The following is a 16,123-nucleotide window of genomic DNA, read 5'->3' as shown; positions in this document are numbered from 1 at the left end:
ATGGCTAAATCGGACTCCGATAGCAATGGCCTCCGGCAGGATCAACCGGAATGGTTGCCGAGCGCGTAGTGGCTCGGTGGGTTTCTGGCGGAGACACATGTATCGTGTCTATCTTCTAATGGTCCGTCAGTTCGACGACTCCAAACCTAACCGTTGGTCGGGTGTCACCGAACTGCCAGGGCTAACATCAGATTCCATCGTATACGGCGGACCGCAGGGGTGGAATCCTCATTTCCTTCGGACCTGAACGTTGAGTTCGATTGGTCTTAAACCCATCGAACCTCGCCCAGTCCGAGACTACGAAACGAATCGAACGTTTCGCAAATCACGTCGTGTCTTTCGCTGCATTACGGTTCAATGTGCCCGTATCATTTAAGGGCGTCGAACCGTGTGCGTCCTTCGGTGGGAAGACCCCCGAAGGCTCGTCACATCCAATCCGAGTACCCTCTTACACTTAAGGGCGTCGGATTGAGTGTCTCGCGAGCGTCGGTAATCGCAGGACGCCGCGCCTACTCAGTCCAAGTCCCCCAGTACAGTTAAGGGCTACGGATTGGTGTCGATTGCGAGAATCGGCGTAGACGCCGTAAAAAGGCGTCGTTTTTCGCCGATTCCCGGAGGCCCAAACCACCGGACCTCGTTCGCATTCCAACGAATGGCCGGGTTACACTTAAGACCGTCGAACCGTGACGACTTCGCTGTGAGATGACGTGCCAATATGGCCAAGTGAGGCGATCTATCGAGGCTAACAAGAATCTCGACTTACTCAGAGGAGCGTAGCACGAGAGGAGAACCGCCAGTCGTCCTCCGTGTCGTACACGTCGTCCCGGTAGGTGCTTCCCACGCACGCGGAACAGCTATATGTCTCAGTCAAAATCCGGCTGATTTCGAGCGTCTCCAGACGAGGAAAGCGTCGTTACTCGAAAGGCGAGAAAACAGGTGGAAAATTGTTCCCGACCGCGTTACTCATCGAGGTGTTCGATGCCCTGCTTCGAGACGTTGGCTTCGGTAATCTCGTTTGGCATCCAGTCGGGTTTGTCGTCGGGGGCCGACTCGTGCCACGCCCAGCCTTCGTAGATGTGGACTTTGTCAGTACCTTTCTCTCGAAGTCGGATCTCTGTGCGGTCGGCAGCGTCTTCGGACGACGCCGGGTCGAGACGACGGGCGGCCTTCAGGGCTGCCTGTCGCGGAGTGTTTCCTGAGAAGACACTACTCTCGTCACCGCCCGTTTCTCGAAGCGCGAAATTCCGTTTACCGTCTTCACGTACCATGGTTTTCTCCTCCATGACAACCCAGCACAGGACCCACTATAAATATATCGCCGATATGAGCCATTTTCATCGTAAGGCTTATATATTGCGTTACTGCCGTCAGGCGCTTTCCGGTACGTCTACGTGCGTCGAATGCGAGAGTGTAAGTTAGTCGAAAGCGTCTCTCGGAGTAAGTGTCCGAGGTCGGCCGGTAGAAAACACTTAAGTATAATCTGGGGCGAACTTACGCGTACGATACCGCGATGGTACGGAAAAAGAAGCTCAGCCCGAGTGGCGCGAAAGGCGAGGACGGCGAGTATCACAACGTCCACATCAATCTACACGAGGACGAACTCGCCGTCGCTGGCATGGACATCGGCGACGAGGTGTTCGTGCGCGTCAGGGAAGACAAAATCATCATCCAGAAGGCCGACAAAGACGAGGTCGAACACGAATTCTAAGTTGGAACGAGAGGCTTTTGCCACCGGAGTCTGGGTAAACGTACGATGAATGCCTACCAGTTGGTCAAACCACTTCTGTTCGGTCTCCCCCCAGAGACGGCCCACAGCGTGGTCCACGCTGGGATGCGCGCCGTTCAGAACACGCCGGTCACTGACGCGCTTCGAGACCGATACGTCGTCAACGACGACCGCCTCCGAGTCGAGGAGTTCGGCCAGACGTTTCCCAACCCCGTCGGGGTCGCCGCCGGGTTCGACAAGAACGCCGAAGTCCCGGTGACGCTCGCGGGTCTCGGATTCGGGGCCGTCGAGGTCGGCGGCGTCACCGCCGACCCCCAGTCGGGCAACGCCCGGCCGCGGATGTTCCGCTTGCGCGAGGACGAAGGCATCGTCAATCGCATGGGGTTGAACAACGAGGGCGCGGACGCAGTCGGCGAACGACTCGCGGCCGCAGACGTAGACGTTCCCGTCGGCGTCAACCTCGCCAAGACCGAACACGTCGCCATCGACGACGCGCCCGCGGACTACCGCTACACCTACGAGCGCGTGGCTGAGGGTGGCGATTTCTTCGTCGTCAACGTCTCCTGTCCCAACTCCGAGGGATTCCGGGACCTCCAGAACCGCGACTCGATGGAGGCTATCCTCACCGAACTGCTCGACGCGGGTGCGAGTCCACTCCTCGTCAAACTCTCGCCCGACCTCCCCGACCCCGCCGTCGAGGACGCGCTGGACCTCGTAAACGAACTCGGTCTCGACGGCGTCATCGCCACGAACACGACGACCGACCGGCCCGACACCTTACAGAGCCACAACCGCGCCGAGGAGGGCGGCCTATCGGGCAAGCCCATCGAGGCGCGCGCGACCGAGATGGTCCGGTTCGTCGCCGAGCGGGTAGACGTACCGGTCGTCGGCGTCGGCGGCGTGTTCACCGCGGAAGACGCGTACGAGAAGATACGCGCGGGCGCGCACGTAGTGCAACTCTACACGGGGTTGGTCTACCGCGGCCCGTCCATCGCCCGCGACATCAACGAGGGTCTGCTCGACTTGCTGGAACGCGACGGCTTCGACTCGGTGGAAGACGCCGTGGGCGCGGACTTGGACTGACGAACGAAACCTCCCGGACTGATAACCGATTTTCCTACGTCGGCGCACAGGAACGACGAGCGGAGCGAGGAGTGACTCGTGCGAGGGACGAGCGAGCGACGCGAGCGAGGAGGTTGGGGAGGACGAGGTGCGGTCACTGGGCGGTTGGCGGTATGATTTGCTCAAGCAATAGTTGCCAGCGTGGTGGACGACGGGACTCGACACGCCGAACACCACGGATACCGCGGAGTCGGTAGCAGACAGCCGATGTGGCGAAGTCGGTAGTAGCCAGTCGAGAGACCGAGAATCGAAGACGACGAAAACGGCGACGCGAAAAAGAACCTACTCCAGCGCGTCGAGTCGGAACTCGAACGCCGCCACGGGCAGTTCGAGGTCGTGTTCGACCAGCACCTCGGGGTGGAGTTCGCCGACGACGCCGACCGCCTCGCCGTCCAGCACGACCGCGGCCGCGCGGCCGTCGATGAACGTCGGGTGGTCGGTCGCCGGAGTTTCGAGGCTCGCGTCGAAGTTGCGCGCGATGGCCTGCAACCGCGCCTTCGCGTCCTCGTAGGAGGCGTCGTGGCGCGCGAGGACGCCAGCGACGGTCCGGTGTTCGGCGACGCCGGTGTTCTCGTTTTCGTCCACCTCCGCCGCGAGACCGATTTCGGCGAGGTCCTGCGGGTAGCCCCGATGGGTGTTGTTCTCCAACACCATCAGCATCGAGGGGAGCGCCCACGTCCGGAGCATGGTGTAGTCCTCGCTGTAGGGTTCGAGGATGGTCGCCGGTTCCGCGGCCCCGAGGGCGGAATCGTCCGGAGCTATGCGCATCCGGTCGAAGTTCTCCTCCTCGCTAATCATGTGGAAGTTGAGGAGGTCTTCGAAGCCGAGGCCGACCAGCACCTCGCGGGCGGCGTCTTCGAGCTTCGACCGGTCGTGGCGACCCCCGACCGTCCCCACGTCCGGGTAGCGCGGTTCGAGGTCGTTGAAGCCGTAGGCCCGACCCACGTCGTCTACGATGTCCAAGGGGTGAAGCACGTCCACGCGGTAGGGCGGGACTTCGACCTCGTAGGCCAACTCGTCGTCGCCGACCTCCTCGGTCGTCGCGTCGAGTCCGGACCGCTCTAGCAAGTCCACGACGTTCTCGGCGCTCAGGTCGATGCCGAGGAGGCTCTCGATGCGCTCGTGAGTCACCGTCTTCTCCCGGACCTCGAAGTCGGGGCGCAGGAGGTCCCGGTCGGGATAGCTGACCGCGACCTCCTCGACTTTCGCGCCGCGGGCGTCGAGCGCGTAGCAGATGATGTTGCACATGTGGTCGATGGTCCACTGGTCGGTGCCCGTCAGTTCCACGAACAGGTCCCGCGAGTCGGTCGAGACCTCGGTCCGGCGGCCGTTGATGACCGGCGGGAACGAGAACAGGCCGATGTCGTCGTAGATGGCGGGGTACCGCTCGTACTCGGCCACGAGGTCGGCGTACGTCTCGCCGGTCGGGTGCGAGCGCAACACCTCGTCGGGCGTCATCTCGGCGTCCGAGTCGAGCGGGACGAACCGGTCGCCGTCGGGGTCGATGCCCCGGTAGACGATGGAATTGCCCACTTCGGTTTGGCCCTCCGCGGTGGCGGCCTGTCCCTTCAGCATCGTCAGGTCGTGGATGCCGATAGCGCCCTTCGCGCGCTTGCGGCCCATCGTCGCGTGGAGTTTCTCCTGCAACTGGATGAGCGAGTCGAGGGCATCTTCGCCCAAATCAACGTCCCGAATCACCGCGCCGGTGACGTAGGGGCGCTCGTCGGGTACCGACTCGTCGACCTCGATGGTCCAGTCGGCGTCGTTGGTGCCGGGGACGTAGATGCCGCGGTCGTCGCCGTACTGGTACCGGAGCGAGCGCGCGACGCCCTCGACCGAGAGGCGGTCGAGTCGGTCGGGCGCGAATTCGAGTTGGAGGTCGCCCTCCTCTGTCCGGCCCTCGAATTCGAGACCGAGGGCGAACATGTCGTCTATCAGTTCGTCGTCGCTTTTCTCGTCGTGGCCGGTCAAGTCCCGGAGTTCGTCGGGGTTCACGTCTACGACTGGCATCAGTGTAGCACCTCCGTCTCGCGGAGCAGTTCGAGGTCACACAGCGTCCCGTGAACGTCGCGGATGTCCTCGAAGCCGTACATCAGCATCAGCAGGCGTTCCAGCGCGAGGCCCCACGCCATCACGTCGCACTCGACGCCGAGCGGAGAGAGGACCTCCTCGCGGAACATGCCCGAGTTCCCGATTTCGACCATCTCGCCCGTCGTCGGGTGGGTCCCGAACAGCTCGAAGCTCGGCTCCGTGTAGGGGTTGTAGTGGGGCTTGAACTCGATGTCCGTGATGCCGAACTGCGCGTAGAACTCCTCGAAGGTGCCCATCAGGTCCCGTACCGACAGGTCCTCGGCCATCACCCAACCCTCTATTTGGTAGAACTCCAGCAGGTGGGTCGGGTCGAGCGTGTCGTTGCGGTACACCTTCTCGACGCTGAAGAACCGCTGTGGCGGTTCCAACTCGCCGACTTCGTGGCCCGAGAGGTACCGCATCGACAGCGACGTGGTGTGGCCGCGCAGGTCGATTCCCCGCGCGACCTCCTCGGTCCACGGCGAGTGATAGCCGTCGCCGTCCTCGCCGACCCCGTTCCGGTGGGCGTCCTCTACGCGCGCCACCAAATCCTCGGGCAACTCGCCGATTTCGCGCGGGTTCTCCAGCGCGAACTGGTCCCAGTGGGTCCGCGCGGGGTGGTCTTGGGGCATGAACAGGCAGTCGTTGATCCAGAACTCCGCGTCGGCGTGGGGACCCTCCATCTCCTCGAAGCCCATCCCGACCAGCGTGTCCTTCACGCGGTTGGCGGTCTGGCGCAGGATGTGGGTCTTCCCGCCCGTGACCTCCTCGGCGTCGGCCTCGACGTTGTACTCGGCGAACTCGACCTCCTGCCACTCGCCGGAGGTCAGCATCTCGGGCGTCAACTGGCCGACCGTCTCGGCCGTCTCGACGCCCTCCATCATCGCGGTCACGCCCTCGTCGGTCAGCGTCACCGAGCGCACCGTGGACTCCGCGATTTCGACGAGTCCTCGACGCTCTAACTGCTCCAGCACGCCGTCGTCCGCCGCCGAGTCGCCCGCGTCGAAGTCGCCAGCATCGAGCGCGGCCAATGCGTCGGCCTCGGCGTCGCTCTCGGGGTCGGCGTCGGGGTCGGCGGTAATCTCGCCGCTCTCGATGGTTCCGTACCCCTTCCGGGCGTAGTTCGAGAGGGCGATGTCCACCTGTGGCCCCTCCAACCCGGACTGGCCGATGACCCGGCCCATCTGGGCGGGGTCGTCGTCGGCCTCGGCGTCGAGCGCGGCCTCGTAGAGACGAACCTCGGGGAGGCCGTCTTCGAGGTACTCGCGCGCCTCGTCGGTGAGCGTCACGGTCTCGTCGGTCGATTCCTCGACCCTCACGAGGCCCGCGTCCTCCAATTCGAAGGCCGCGCCCGTGACCGTCTCGGGCTTGCGTCCGGTCTCGTCTGCCAGTTGGTCGATGGTCTGTGCGTCGTTCGCGCTCGCGGCTCGTAACACCGCGACCTGTGATTCGGGGAGTTTCATCGTAGGTTCGCTCGTCGTTTCGGGTCGTTCGTCGTCGGTCCGAAGTCGCTCGTTGTCGATACGTGTCCGTGCGCCCGCTTATCGTTTCTGAAGCGCGGTCGCGTCGCTGGCCGAGGACCGCGCACGAGCGGTTTCGTCCCCGCCGGACTCGTCGTCCGGTCGGGAAGTCCGCCGCTCGGTCAGGACGCGAAGAAGAAGCCGAACCCCGCAGGCTGGTGGCGTGGCTCGCGAACGCTCCCACCGACTCGGGATTCGAGTGGCATGCGCGGAAGTTGTTCGCAATCGGTAAAAAACGTTCCGGGGCGACTCCTCGCCTCCGGGCGGACGGTCAGTTACTGAACTCGTCTTGGATGATGTTCAGGGTCTCCTCGCGGTCCGACCAGTCCACGAACACGGCGACGCTGGTCGCGCTGGTGATGAGGTCGTGGATGTTGATGTGGGCGTCCGCGATGGGGTTGACGAGGTTCCGGATGACGCCCGGTTGGTTGGGGAGTTCGCCGCCCATCACGCGGACGACCGCCACGTCGTCGTCCACCGTGACGCTGGACAGAGACTCCTCGTCGATGACCTCGCGGTGAAGGATGTTTTCCGCGCGCTCGGCGACCGTCTCGTCTACGTAGAACGTCACCGAGTCCATCCCGCTGGCCACCGCGTCCACGTTGATGTCGCTGTCGCCGAGCGCGGTCGAGAGGTCTTGTAGGATTCCCGGCCGGTTCCGGATGGCCCGGCCCGCGACCGTGAGGCAGGCCAGCGGCTCCTCGCGCATGTCGATGAGGCTCTCGAACTCGCCGATGATGTCGGTGCCGCCAGCCAGCAGGTCGCCGTGCTGGTAGTGGACGACGCGGACGTTCAGGCTCTCGTCTTTGTACGAGAGCGCGCTGGGTGCGACGACCTCGGCCCCGCGGAACGAGAGGTTCCGGAGTTCGTCCACCGAGATTTCCCCGACGTTCCGCGCGCCCTCCACGACGTGGGGGTCGCCGGTCATGACGCCCTCCACGTCGGTCACGATGACCACCTCGTCGGCGGTCATGTAGTTGCCGAGCATCACGGCGGTCGTGTCCGACCCGCCGCGGCCGAGCGTGGTGACGTTACCCGCCGGGTCCTCCGCGAGGAAACCGGTGATGACCGGGACGACGCCGTCCAGTTCCGCCGCGAGTTTCTCTGCGGCCTCCTTCGTCCGCTCGGTGTCGAGTTCGCCGTTCTCGTCCGTGAATACCGGCCAGCGTTCGCTTCCGGGTTCCACGAAGACGGCTTCGACCCCGCGGGCCGCGAGGGCGGCCTTCAACATCCGGACGCTGGTCCGCTCGCCCATGCTGACGATTTCGGCGCGGTCGGACTCGTCGGTCTCGAACTCGATTTCGTCCAGCAGTTCGTCGGTCGTGTTCCCCATCGCGCTGGCGACGACCGCGATTTCGTGGCCCTGTGCCACGGCGTCGGCCACCGAGTCGGCCGCGCGATTGATGCGGTCGCCGCTGCCGAGACTCGTGCCGCCGAACTTCGCCACTACTCGCATACTATCACCCGCGAATCAGTAGGCCCCCGCGTGCGAGACTGATGCATGGAGGAAGCTAACTCTGGCACCCAGATAACTGCTTTCATGTCTGAGAAGCTTGCCACCGGGCGTTCTGTCGAGTCACTGGTTGGTCTCGGCGCGTTCTCCGAGCCCCATCTTCTCGGTTCCGTACTCGCCCTCTCGCGGGTCGCTAGTCGTCTGAGCGCCGTCGGACTCCCGCGGGTCGCCGTCGTCGCGCTCGCCGCCCTCGTAGGTCTCGCGCATCTCGGCGAGCGGGTCGAAGGTGACCAGTCCTTTCCCGGCGGTGAACTCGTAGGCGACCCACTCGGGAATCGCCAGCACGCCGTTCATCTTCCGAATGCGGATGCGTTTGATGAGGGTGTCCTCCACGATGTCCCCGTTGACCTGCATGTCCACGATGCCGTCCACGGCGTACCCGAGGTCGTGGGGGAAGTTTCCCTCCTCGGCGGTGAACGTCGCGCCAGCGAAGATGGGGACGAACCGGCCCTTGCAGATGTCGGCCCGGAGGTCCTTGACGAAGGTGTACGCCTGCACCGGTTGGACGAGGGTGCCGAACTCGGTCAGCGAATCGACGGCGACGACGCCGCAGTCGCTCATCGACAGGGCTTCCAGACAGTTGTCTATCTTGTTGTGCAGTTCGCTCACGTCACTGGGGTCCCGGACCGTCTGCGTCACCGACTTGGTGATGTCGTAGATGTGGCGGTTCCACTCGTCCATGCGCTCGAACATGCGCTCACGGTCCCGGTCGTCCATCCGGTACGTGAAACAATCGACGATGTGGAGTTGGCCGGATTCGAGATACGGTAGGACGTTCCAGTCGAGCGAGAGGAAGCTCTCGACCACCGAGATGGGCGGTTCGGTGAACGTGACGACCGCGGCGGGTTCGTCGCGCTCCAAGGCCCGCCAGACGAGTTCGGCCCGGAGCGCGTCGTCGCGCGCGCCCTCGTCGTTGGCCATCAGAACGAACGAGTTCCGGGGGAACCCCTGCGGGAGGAACTTGTCGAGGCCCGACACGTCGGTCCGGATGCGCCGGAAGCCGTGATACTCCGTGAACACGCGGTCGCTCTCGGCCATCGCGTCCCGGCACGCCCCGGTGCAAAACTCGTAGACTGTCGAATCGCACTCCATCACGACCGGGTCGGTCGGACAGGGAAGCCGACAGAAATCGCAGAGGTCGGCGTCGTCCGTGGTATCCATGCACACAGGTAGGTGCCGAGAGCGAAAAAGACCTGCGCGTCCGTGAGCGACCTCCGGGGAAGCGTACAGTCGTCGGTGTCCGGCGACCCCGAAAATAATCGAGGGTTCCAAAGGGATTTAACTTCGTGGACGACGGATACGTGAACAATGCGCGTGCGAGATGCAGTCGAGGAGGACGGGGAGGTTCTCGGCGAACTCGCCGACGCCCCCGCCGAGGTGATGCGCAACGTGGTCCACGACCGAACCGTCCGAGTGGCCGAACGGCGCTCGAACGACGAACGACCCTCGAACGGCGACGGCGGCGACGAACCGAGTGACGACTCGGCCGACGGGAACGACGACTCGGACGAGGAGGTCGTCGGGTTCGTCGGCTTCGACGCGATGCCCGGCACCGTCCGCGTGACCTACCTCCGGGGGACGCCCGAGGCCCGCGAGCGACTCCTCGAAGAGCCGGTTCGGTTCGCCCGGAAAGAGGGGATGGCCGTTGAGGCGCTAGTCCCCGAGGGCGAGACCGAGACCAAGGAGGTAGTCGAAGCCGCGGGGTTCCGGCGGGCCGGGACCGGTCCGCGGTTCGAGGGCGGCCAGACGCTCGAATACCGACTCGAACCGTCGGGACGCGCCGACTCGACGCCGCGCTGAACCGGCGTTTCGAGTTCGGCGTTTTGGATTCCCGAACCCCCCTGTTTCAGGTGGAACAGCGAACAGGATGCGTCCAAAAAGCGGGGAGTCGAGGAGACACACTTAGCTGAACTGCCGGACGGTCATGTCCAGCGTGTCCAGATCGAGGATGGGCGCGAATCCGGCGTCCGGGTCGATGTTCACCGACTTCTGGAAGGCGGTCTGTTCCTGCCAACAGCCGGAGTTGACCGCGAGGACGTTGTGGTACTTGCCCCACCCGAGCTTGTGGACGTGGCCGGTGTGGAACACGTCCGGCACCGAGTCCATCACGAGGTAATCTTTCTCCTCGGGCGCGAGACGAGTCTGCCCGCCGAACTGGGGCGCGACGTGGCGCTTCTTGAGCAGTTGGTACATCGCCTTGTGGGGGTCGTCGTAGCTGGCCTTGTCGTCGGGGAGTTCGGCGATGACCTCGTCCAGCGAGACGCCGTGGTACATCAGGATGTCCACGCCCTCCACCGTGACCGTCGAGGGGTTGCCCGAAATTTGGGCGTCGTGAACCGACATGATGTCGCGTAGCTCCTCGTCGAAGCCCGGTTGCGGTTCGGCGAGTCGAACCGCGTCGTGGTTACCCGGAATCATCAGGATTTCGAGGTCGCCGGGCACCTCCTTCAGGTACTCCGAGAACTGCTCGTACTGGTCGTAGATGTCCACGATGTCTAGCTCGTCGTCCTGATTCGGGTAGACGCCGACGCCCTCCACCATGTCGCCCGCGACCAGCAGGTACTCGACGTGTTCGGCCTCCTCGGTGTGGAGCCAGTCGGCGAAGCGCGACCACGCGTCGGCCATGAACTCTTGGCTCCCGACGTGAACGTCGCTGATGAGCGCGGCCTGTACGTGGCGGTCTGCGGTCGAGGGCTGATACGTCCGGGGCACGTCCGGGAAGTAGAGGTCGTCCACGAAGAGAATCCCGTCGCCGTCGTCGTTGTCGTCCGAGAGGGTGCCCTCGACCGCGATGACTTCGTCGTGGAGGAGTTCGTCCACCGCGTCGGCGAACTCGCGGTCTTTCATCACGAGACACGGGTAGGTCCCGCTCGTATCCTCCAACTCGACGAGCCAGTGGCCGCTCGCGGTCGAACGGATGTCGCTGACCATCCCGACGATGGCGGTCTCGCCGCCGCCGGGCATCTTCTGGACCGCGGTGGTCGGCCGCGCGTTGATCCGCGAGCGCAACTGCTTGCTGAGGCGCTTGAACCGGTCGCGGAACACCGACACGAAGTCGTCGTACTCGCCGGTCCCGGTACTCTCGCCGGTCACGTCGCCGTCGATTTCCAGCGACCGCGCGTCGAAGTCGGGGTCCCGGACCGACTCGTCGGGCCGCGAGACCTCGGTGACGCTCTCGCCAGCGTCGTCGTTCGCTTCCGTGATTCGGTCACCGTCCGTCGCGTCGCCGGTGTTTCCGTTTCCGCCGACCCCCTTTGTTTCTCGTGGAGGGCTCGACTCCTCCGCAGTATTATTCGCAGTTTCGTTTCCATCCGAAACAGAGGTGTCGGCCCGTTCGAACTCCGCGAGGACCGTCTCGACGTGGTCCGCCGAGAGTTTCAGCGCGTCGTCGGGAGCGCGCTCGACGGCCGCGGCGAGCGCGGCGTTCGGGTCGTCGGCCCCCGCGAGGAGCGTCACGGCCTCGCGGTCGGCGTTGTACCCGCGACTGGTGAGTTCGCTGACGATACGAGCGGGCGTCTCCAGCGGCACGTTCACTCGAATGAAGGGGTTCGTCAAAAGGATAGCGGAGCGTGCCACGGTGCGGCAACGGGCGACATGGCACGGTGCGACAATGAGTGTCATGGGTTCGATGGCTCGTCGCCTCGGACGCGGCCAGTCGTCCGCCCCGAGGGAGTCGTTTCGATTGGAGACGAATCGAGGAGCTATCTATCACCGCGGTACCGAATGGTTTTGTCTTCCGATACACTGGTAGAGGAGTTCGAGACCGTCGCCGTCCCGACGCGGTCGTGCCGCGGCCCGACCCGGAAAATTGACAACCTCGGAACGGTAAGGTGGGTTCGATGAGTTCTTCCCGAGACGACCACTCTTCCGACGAGGAGGGCCGGACCGACGGCCGGGACTCCTCGTCCGGCGGGCGGTCCGACGACGCGGCGGGGACCGACCGCTCGCGGGCCGAGCGCGAGGCCCGGTCAGACGGCGGCGAGCGCGAGGAGGGAACCGGCCCGCTCGCGCTCGTCCGTCGGTTCCGCAGCAGCGACAACGAGGTGGTGGTGTTCGTCCGCGAGGTGTTGAGTAGCGCCGGAATCGTGGTAGCTATCGGACTCCTGCTGTTCGCCGTCAGCGGCGTCTGGCCGCCGATGGTCGCCATCGAGAGCGGGAGCATGGAACCCCACATGGAGAAAGGGGACCTCGTCTTTATCATGGAGGAGGGTCGTCTCGCGCCCGCGGCCGCCCAGCAGGGCACCGGGGTCGTCGGCTATCAAGCCGGGGAAGAGGCCGGATACAGGACGTTCAACGACTACGGCGACGTGGTCGTCTACAAACCCGACGGGAGCGAGTACGCCACGCCCATCATCCATCGCGCCAGATTCTGGGTGGAGGAGGGAGAAAACTGGTACGACAAAGCCGACCAAGAGTACGTTCAGGTCGAGAACTGCGAGCAACTGACCAACTGTCCCGCCCCGAACGCCGGGTTCATCACCAAGGGCGACGCCAACCCTTACTACGACCAAGCGAACGGGATGGAGATAAGCGACCCCGTGAAGCCCAGTTGGATTCGCGGCACGGCCGAACTCCGCATCCCGTGGCTCGGGTGGGTCCGACTGAAGTTCTCCGGCGCGGCGTATCTCTCGCCGGGGACGAGCAACCTCTTGTCGGGCACGACGCCCCTGTCCGTCGGTTCGACGCCGCTCGCTGGAGCCGCGTAACTCCCGGAAAGCGTCGCGGTTGTTCTTCGTATCTTCTTCGGACTTCTCGAAGCACTGAGCGACGAGCTTTCGGGGCGGTCGAATCGGGTCAGTTGTCGAAGCGCGCCTGCACGAACGGCTGGACGCTCTCGATGTCGCCGAGTCGGGAGTCGGACATCAGGACCGCCTCGGTCTCGTCGATGGGCACCGAGAGGCTGATCTCCTTCGTGCGACCGTAGCGGCCCTTGCTGACGACCACCGCGTTGACGATGCCGAGCATGTCGAGTTCGCTGATGAGGTCGGTGACGCGGCGTTGCGTGAGTACGTCGGCATCTATCTCCTCGCAGAGGCGCTTGTAGATGTTGTACACCTCGCCGGTGTTGACGTTGTGGACGCCGTTCTTCTCCAGCGAGATGATGGAGAACAGGACGAGTTTCGACTGGGTAGGCAGGGTGCGGACGACTTCGACCACGCGGTCGAGTTCTATCTTCTCCTGCGCTTTCCGGACGTGCTTCTCGTTGACGCCCTCGGCTTGGTCGCGCTCGGCGAGTTCGCCCGCGGTCCGCAGGAGGTCCAGCGCGCGCCGGGCGTCGCCGTGTTCCTGCGCGGCGAAGGCGGCGCAGAGCGGAATCACGTCGTCCGACAGCGCGTCGGCCTTGAACGCGACCTCCGCGCGGTGCTGGAGGATGTCGCGCAACTGGTTGGCGTCGTAGGGCGGGAAGACGATTTCTTCCTCTCCCAACGAGGATTTCACGCGCGGGTCGAGGAAGTCGGTGAACTTCAGGTCGTTCGAAATGCCGATGATGGAGACCCGCGAGTTCTCCAACTCGGAGTTCATCCGCGAGAGGTTGTAGAGGGTGTCGTCGCCCGACTTCTCGACCAACTTGTCGATTTCGTCCAGCATGATGACGACCACGCGCTCCTCGTAATCGACGGCCTCGAAGAACGTGTTGTACACGCGGTCGGTCGGCCACCCGGTCATGGGGACCGACTCCATCTCCTCGCGGTCGTCCTCTAGCTCCTCGATACGCGCGTCTACCTCCTCGGGCGAGTCGAAGTCGGTGTCGGCGAGGCGAGTGGGGTCGGCGGCGGCCTCCTCGCGGAGCGCGTCTAGCTCCTCGACGCGGTTCGATACCCACTCGCGGTTGCTCTCGATGAACTTGTTGGCGAGCTGCGCGAGGACGCGGTACTGGGTGTCGGTGACCTCGCAGTTGATGTACTCGACGTTGCAGGGCACGTCGTATTTCTGGGAGGTACTCTCCAACTCCTTGCTCACGAACTTCGCGCTGGCGGTCTTGCCAGTCCCGGTCTTGCCGTATATCAGGATGTTCGAGGGCGTCTCTCCACGGAGTGCGGCGACCAGAATGGTCGCCATGTTGTTGATTTGGTCCTTCCGGTGGGGAAGCTCGTGTGGAGTGTACGACGGCCGGAGGACCTCCTTGTTCTCGAATATCGGTTCGCCGGACAACAGGTCGTCGAAGAGCCCTTGGTCGTCGCCCTCGTCTTCGAAGACCACGTCGTCTAAATCGACGTTGTCGAAGCTCCGGTCGGGGCTCACGTCGACCGCGTCGTCCGTCGGTTGGCTGTTTTCGTCTGACATACTCGTGCCGACCCCTTCGTTTCAGGTGGAAGACGCGCGACGCGAGAGCGGATTTCGGCGAAACCGGCGGGGAGCGCCGGGATACCGAGGTCGAGAAGTTGCGAGCGCGTCCAGTTGATGCAGGAGAACTAAAGGTCCAGCAGGGTATTAAACTCTTTCTTCTTTCGTTTCAGTTCAGGGAAACGGTCGATAGAGAAGCCAGAGACGACGATTCCGGCCGGTAAAACGAGCCGTGAATCCGTTTTCAGGGTGTGATTTCCCGCCGAGTAACCCCCTCGTTTCGGGTGTAGCGTCGGTCGAACCGGTGTCACGACGAACGAGGTGCCGGTCGAAACGACGGAGCAGCGAGGAGGTATTCGACCAAGAATCGGGAATAAACTCGGATGAGAATCGGGGGTGAACTCGACCGAGAATCGGGGGTGAACTCGACCGAGAATCGGGGGTGAACTCGACCGAGAATCGGGGGTGAACTCGACCGAGAATGGAAGACGAACCCAACCGAACCCGGAAATCGCGGTCACGAAGGGTGGCTACAGTCGAAACGCGAAGCAAAAGGCGGCGAGGTCGTCCGAGTATCGGGTCGGCCCTCCCCTACCCCTTCATTTCCGGTCGAACGCCGGAAAGGTAGCTACACTCTCACTGGTCCGGTCGTAGTTCCGGGCTGATTGTGTCTCCTCGAGGATTCTCGTCATTTCCTCCCTTCTCCGACAACTCTCGTTGTAGACTCGATTCATTACCGACTCGCTTTATTATCGACTTGATTTATTACCGACTCGCTTCACTGCCGACCCGCTTCATTGCCGACTCCCTTCGTTACCGACCCCCTTCGTTGTCCACTCGCTCCCTGAACGAATTTTCTGTCCGACGGTCGGCCCCCTTCTTCGGGTGGAAGAATTCGTGAGGTAGAGCGGAGGGTCCCTCCCCCACCCCTTCGTTTCAGGTGGAGTGGAGATAACGGTGGGTGGGGAGGGGTGAGCTACCCTCCCTAGATAAGGGGCACCTTTATTACAAAAGAGGAAAAACAGTATCCGCAAACTAGCTAACACCTAGAGTTTGAGTTCTGTTAGGGATAGTTCCTCTCGGAATCAATCGGTTCTCTCGACCCCTCTCCCCTTCTCCCCAGCGTTCCACTTGAAACGAAGGGGTGGGGGTATCCTCACCCCTCCGATATCCCCGTCTCCTCTCTTCGATTTCGACCCTCACCCCGTGATTCTCATTTCCTCAATGGTCTCTCTCGGTCATCTCGATACTCGCCACCTCGACGTTATAGTTTCTCTCGTCCAGACCTCCTCTCGCCGTTGGCAATCGTCTTCTGATGAACGCACTTCGGCCGCTGGTACTCTGCTGTCGTCGCCATCGTTCCGTCACCCTCGTCTCCGAGGCGTCTCTCTCACTCTCGTCTCCGCGTCGTTTCTCCCACTCTCGAAATCTCTGTCCCGCCCCAACTCTCGTGGATTTAGGTTCGAATTCTGTGGGTTTAGTCCCGAACCTCGCAGGTTTGGACTCGATGCTCGTGGATTTGGCCCTGAGTCTCGTGGATACACCGTTCGACGTGTCTCACTTTCTCTTTGGCTTCCGTTGCCACAACCCCACCGTTTCAACTGGAACTCGATGCCTCTTCCGAACCCTCGCCCTACCTTCGGTTTCTGCCCGGAACTCCTCGAACACGCCGTTCGTTCGGGTTCGAGTCGAAACGGTCTCCTCGTCACTCCGAGTCGGCTACTTCCGGTATCTCGGTCGTCTCCTTCCCCTTCTTCTCGTTTTCTTCGGTCTGTCCTTTTTCTCCTCGACGGTTCGTCTACCTGCTGACCGACTCGGAACGCCGAGGAGTTCGTTTCCGAACGGGAGACCCGTATTTTTCCGGAGGGGTGTCTGACATAGGTTTAA

11 protein-coding genes are annotated in these 16,123 nt (G+C 63.2%); 4 read left to right on the top strand and 7 right to left on the bottom strand.

Annotation, left to right across the window (positions count from 1 at the left end; genetic code table 11):
• Positions 1–959: 959 nt before the first annotated feature.
• On the bottom strand, positions 960–1,268 hold the full coding sequence (locus EPL00_RS17030; protein ID WP_135853832.1) for a non-histone chromosomal MC1 family protein: 309 nt from the start codon (positions 1,266–1,268) through the stop codon (positions 960–962).
• A 242-nt stretch (positions 1,269–1,510) separates the two neighbouring features.
• On the opposite strand from EPL00_RS17030, the gene EPL00_RS17025 reads away from it, so the two are divergent.
• Entirely contained in the window at positions 1,511–1,708 is a 198-nt protein-coding gene (locus tag EPL00_RS17025) for a hypothetical protein (RefSeq protein ID WP_115798291.1), read from the top strand.
• Between the two features lie 45 nt (positions 1,709–1,753).
• On the top strand, positions 1,754–2,809 hold the full coding sequence (locus tag EPL00_RS17020; protein ID WP_135853250.1) for a quinone-dependent dihydroorotate dehydrogenase: 1,056 nt from the start codon (positions 1,754–1,756) through the stop codon (positions 2,807–2,809).
• Between the two features lie 321 nt (positions 2,810–3,130).
• Here the strand turns inward: EPL00_RS17020 and pheT are convergent, their stop codons facing one another.
• The 4 genes from pheT to EPL00_RS17000 all read right to left on the bottom strand — a co-directional run bounded on the left by pheT (position 3,131) and on the right by EPL00_RS17000 (position 9,112).
• Positions 3,131–4,858, bottom strand: coding sequence for a phenylalanine--tRNA ligase subunit beta (gene pheT, locus EPL00_RS17015; protein WP_135853251.1), 1,728 nt, complete (start codon positions 4,856–4,858; stop codon positions 3,131–3,133).
• The gene (gene pheS / locus EPL00_RS17010) at positions 4,858–6,381 is read right to left on the bottom strand and encodes a phenylalanine--tRNA ligase subunit alpha (protein WP_135853252.1); all 1,524 of its coding nucleotides are present in this window, start codon (positions 6,379–6,381) and stop codon (positions 4,858–4,860) included. Before pheS ends, pheT begins: the two co-directional genes overlap by 1 nt.
• A 328-nt stretch (positions 6,382–6,709) precedes the next feature.
• Positions 6,710–7,894, bottom strand: coding sequence for an aspartate kinase (locus tag EPL00_RS17005; RefSeq protein ID WP_135853253.1), 1,185 nt, complete (start codon positions 7,892–7,894; stop codon positions 6,710–6,712).
• A 120-nt stretch (positions 7,895–8,014) separates the two neighbouring features.
• The gene (locus tag EPL00_RS17000) at positions 8,015–9,112 is read right to left on the bottom strand and encodes an RAD55 family ATPase (protein WP_135853254.1); all 1,098 of its coding nucleotides are present in this window, start codon (positions 9,110–9,112) and stop codon (positions 8,015–8,017) included.
• A 147-nt stretch (positions 9,113–9,259) separates the two neighbouring features.
• Here EPL00_RS17000 and EPL00_RS16995 point away from each other — a divergent pair, with 147 nt between their 5' ends.
• Positions 9,260–9,751: a hypothetical protein gene (locus EPL00_RS16995; protein ID WP_135853255.1), complete on the top strand. Its 492-nt coding sequence runs from the start codon at positions 9,260–9,262 to the stop codon at positions 9,749–9,751.
• Positions 9,752–9,853: 102 nt separating this feature from the next.
• Here EPL00_RS16995 and EPL00_RS16990 read toward each other — a convergent pair whose 3' ends face one another.
• Positions 9,854–11,479, bottom strand: coding sequence for a DNA-directed DNA polymerase II small subunit (locus EPL00_RS16990; RefSeq protein ID WP_135853256.1), 1,626 nt, complete (start codon positions 11,477–11,479; stop codon positions 9,854–9,856).
• A gap of 311 nt (positions 11,480–11,790) precedes the next feature.
• Between EPL00_RS16990 and EPL00_RS16985 the strand changes: the two genes are divergently transcribed.
• Positions 11,791–12,657, top strand: coding sequence for a S24/S26 family peptidase (locus EPL00_RS16985; RefSeq protein ID WP_135853257.1), 867 nt, complete (start codon positions 11,791–11,793; stop codon positions 12,655–12,657).
• A gap of 88 nt (positions 12,658–12,745) precedes the next feature.
• On the opposite strand, the gene EPL00_RS16980 is transcribed toward EPL00_RS16985, so the two are convergent.
• On the bottom strand, positions 12,746–14,236 hold the full coding sequence (locus EPL00_RS16980) for a Cdc6/Cdc18 family protein (RefSeq protein ID WP_135853258.1): 1,491 nt from the start codon (positions 14,234–14,236) through the stop codon (positions 12,746–12,748).
• Between the last annotated feature and the right edge of the window lie 1,887 nt (positions 14,237–16,123).

This window comes from Halorussus salinus, from assembly GCF_004765815.2.
GTDB classification, from domain to species: Archaea; Halobacteriota; Halobacteria; order Halobacteriales; family Haladaptataceae; genus Halorussus; species Halorussus salinus.
This window is presented reverse-complemented; position numbering and strand designations above follow the sequence as displayed.

Bases quoted from the DNA above. Each gene is read 5' to 3' on its own strand.
- EPL00_RS17025 (WP_115798291.1), top strand. From the start codon at position 1,511: ATGGTACGGAAAAAGAAGCTCAGCCCGAGTGGCGCGAAAGGCGAGGAC.
- EPL00_RS17000 (WP_135853254.1), bottom strand. From the start codon at position 9,112: ATGGATACCACGGACGACGCCGACCTCTGCGATTTCTGTCGGCTTCCC.
- EPL00_RS17030 (WP_135853832.1), bottom strand. From the start codon at position 1,268: ATGGTACGTGAAGACGGTAAACGGAATTTCGCGCTTCGAGAAACGGGC.
- pheT (WP_135853251.1), bottom strand. From the start codon at position 4,858: ATGCCAGTCGTAGACGTGAACCCCGACGAACTCCGGGACTTGACCGGC.
- EPL00_RS17020 (WP_135853250.1), top strand. From the start codon at position 1,754: ATGAATGCCTACCAGTTGGTCAAACCACTTCTGTTCGGTCTCCCCCCA.
- EPL00_RS16980 (WP_135853258.1), bottom strand. From the start codon at position 14,236: ATGTCAGACGAAAACAGCCAACCGACGGACGACGCGGTCGACGTGAGC.
- EPL00_RS17005 (WP_135853253.1), bottom strand. From the start codon at position 7,894: ATGCGAGTAGTGGCGAAGTTCGGCGGCACGAGTCTCGGCAGCGGCGAC.
- pheS (WP_135853252.1), bottom strand. From the start codon at position 6,381: ATGAAACTCCCCGAATCACAGGTCGCGGTGTTACGAGCCGCGAGCGCG.
- EPL00_RS16995 (WP_135853255.1), top strand. From the start codon at position 9,260: ATGCGCGTGCGAGATGCAGTCGAGGAGGACGGGGAGGTTCTCGGCGAA.
- EPL00_RS16985 (WP_135853257.1), top strand. From the start codon at position 11,791: ATGAGTTCTTCCCGAGACGACCACTCTTCCGACGAGGAGGGCCGGACC.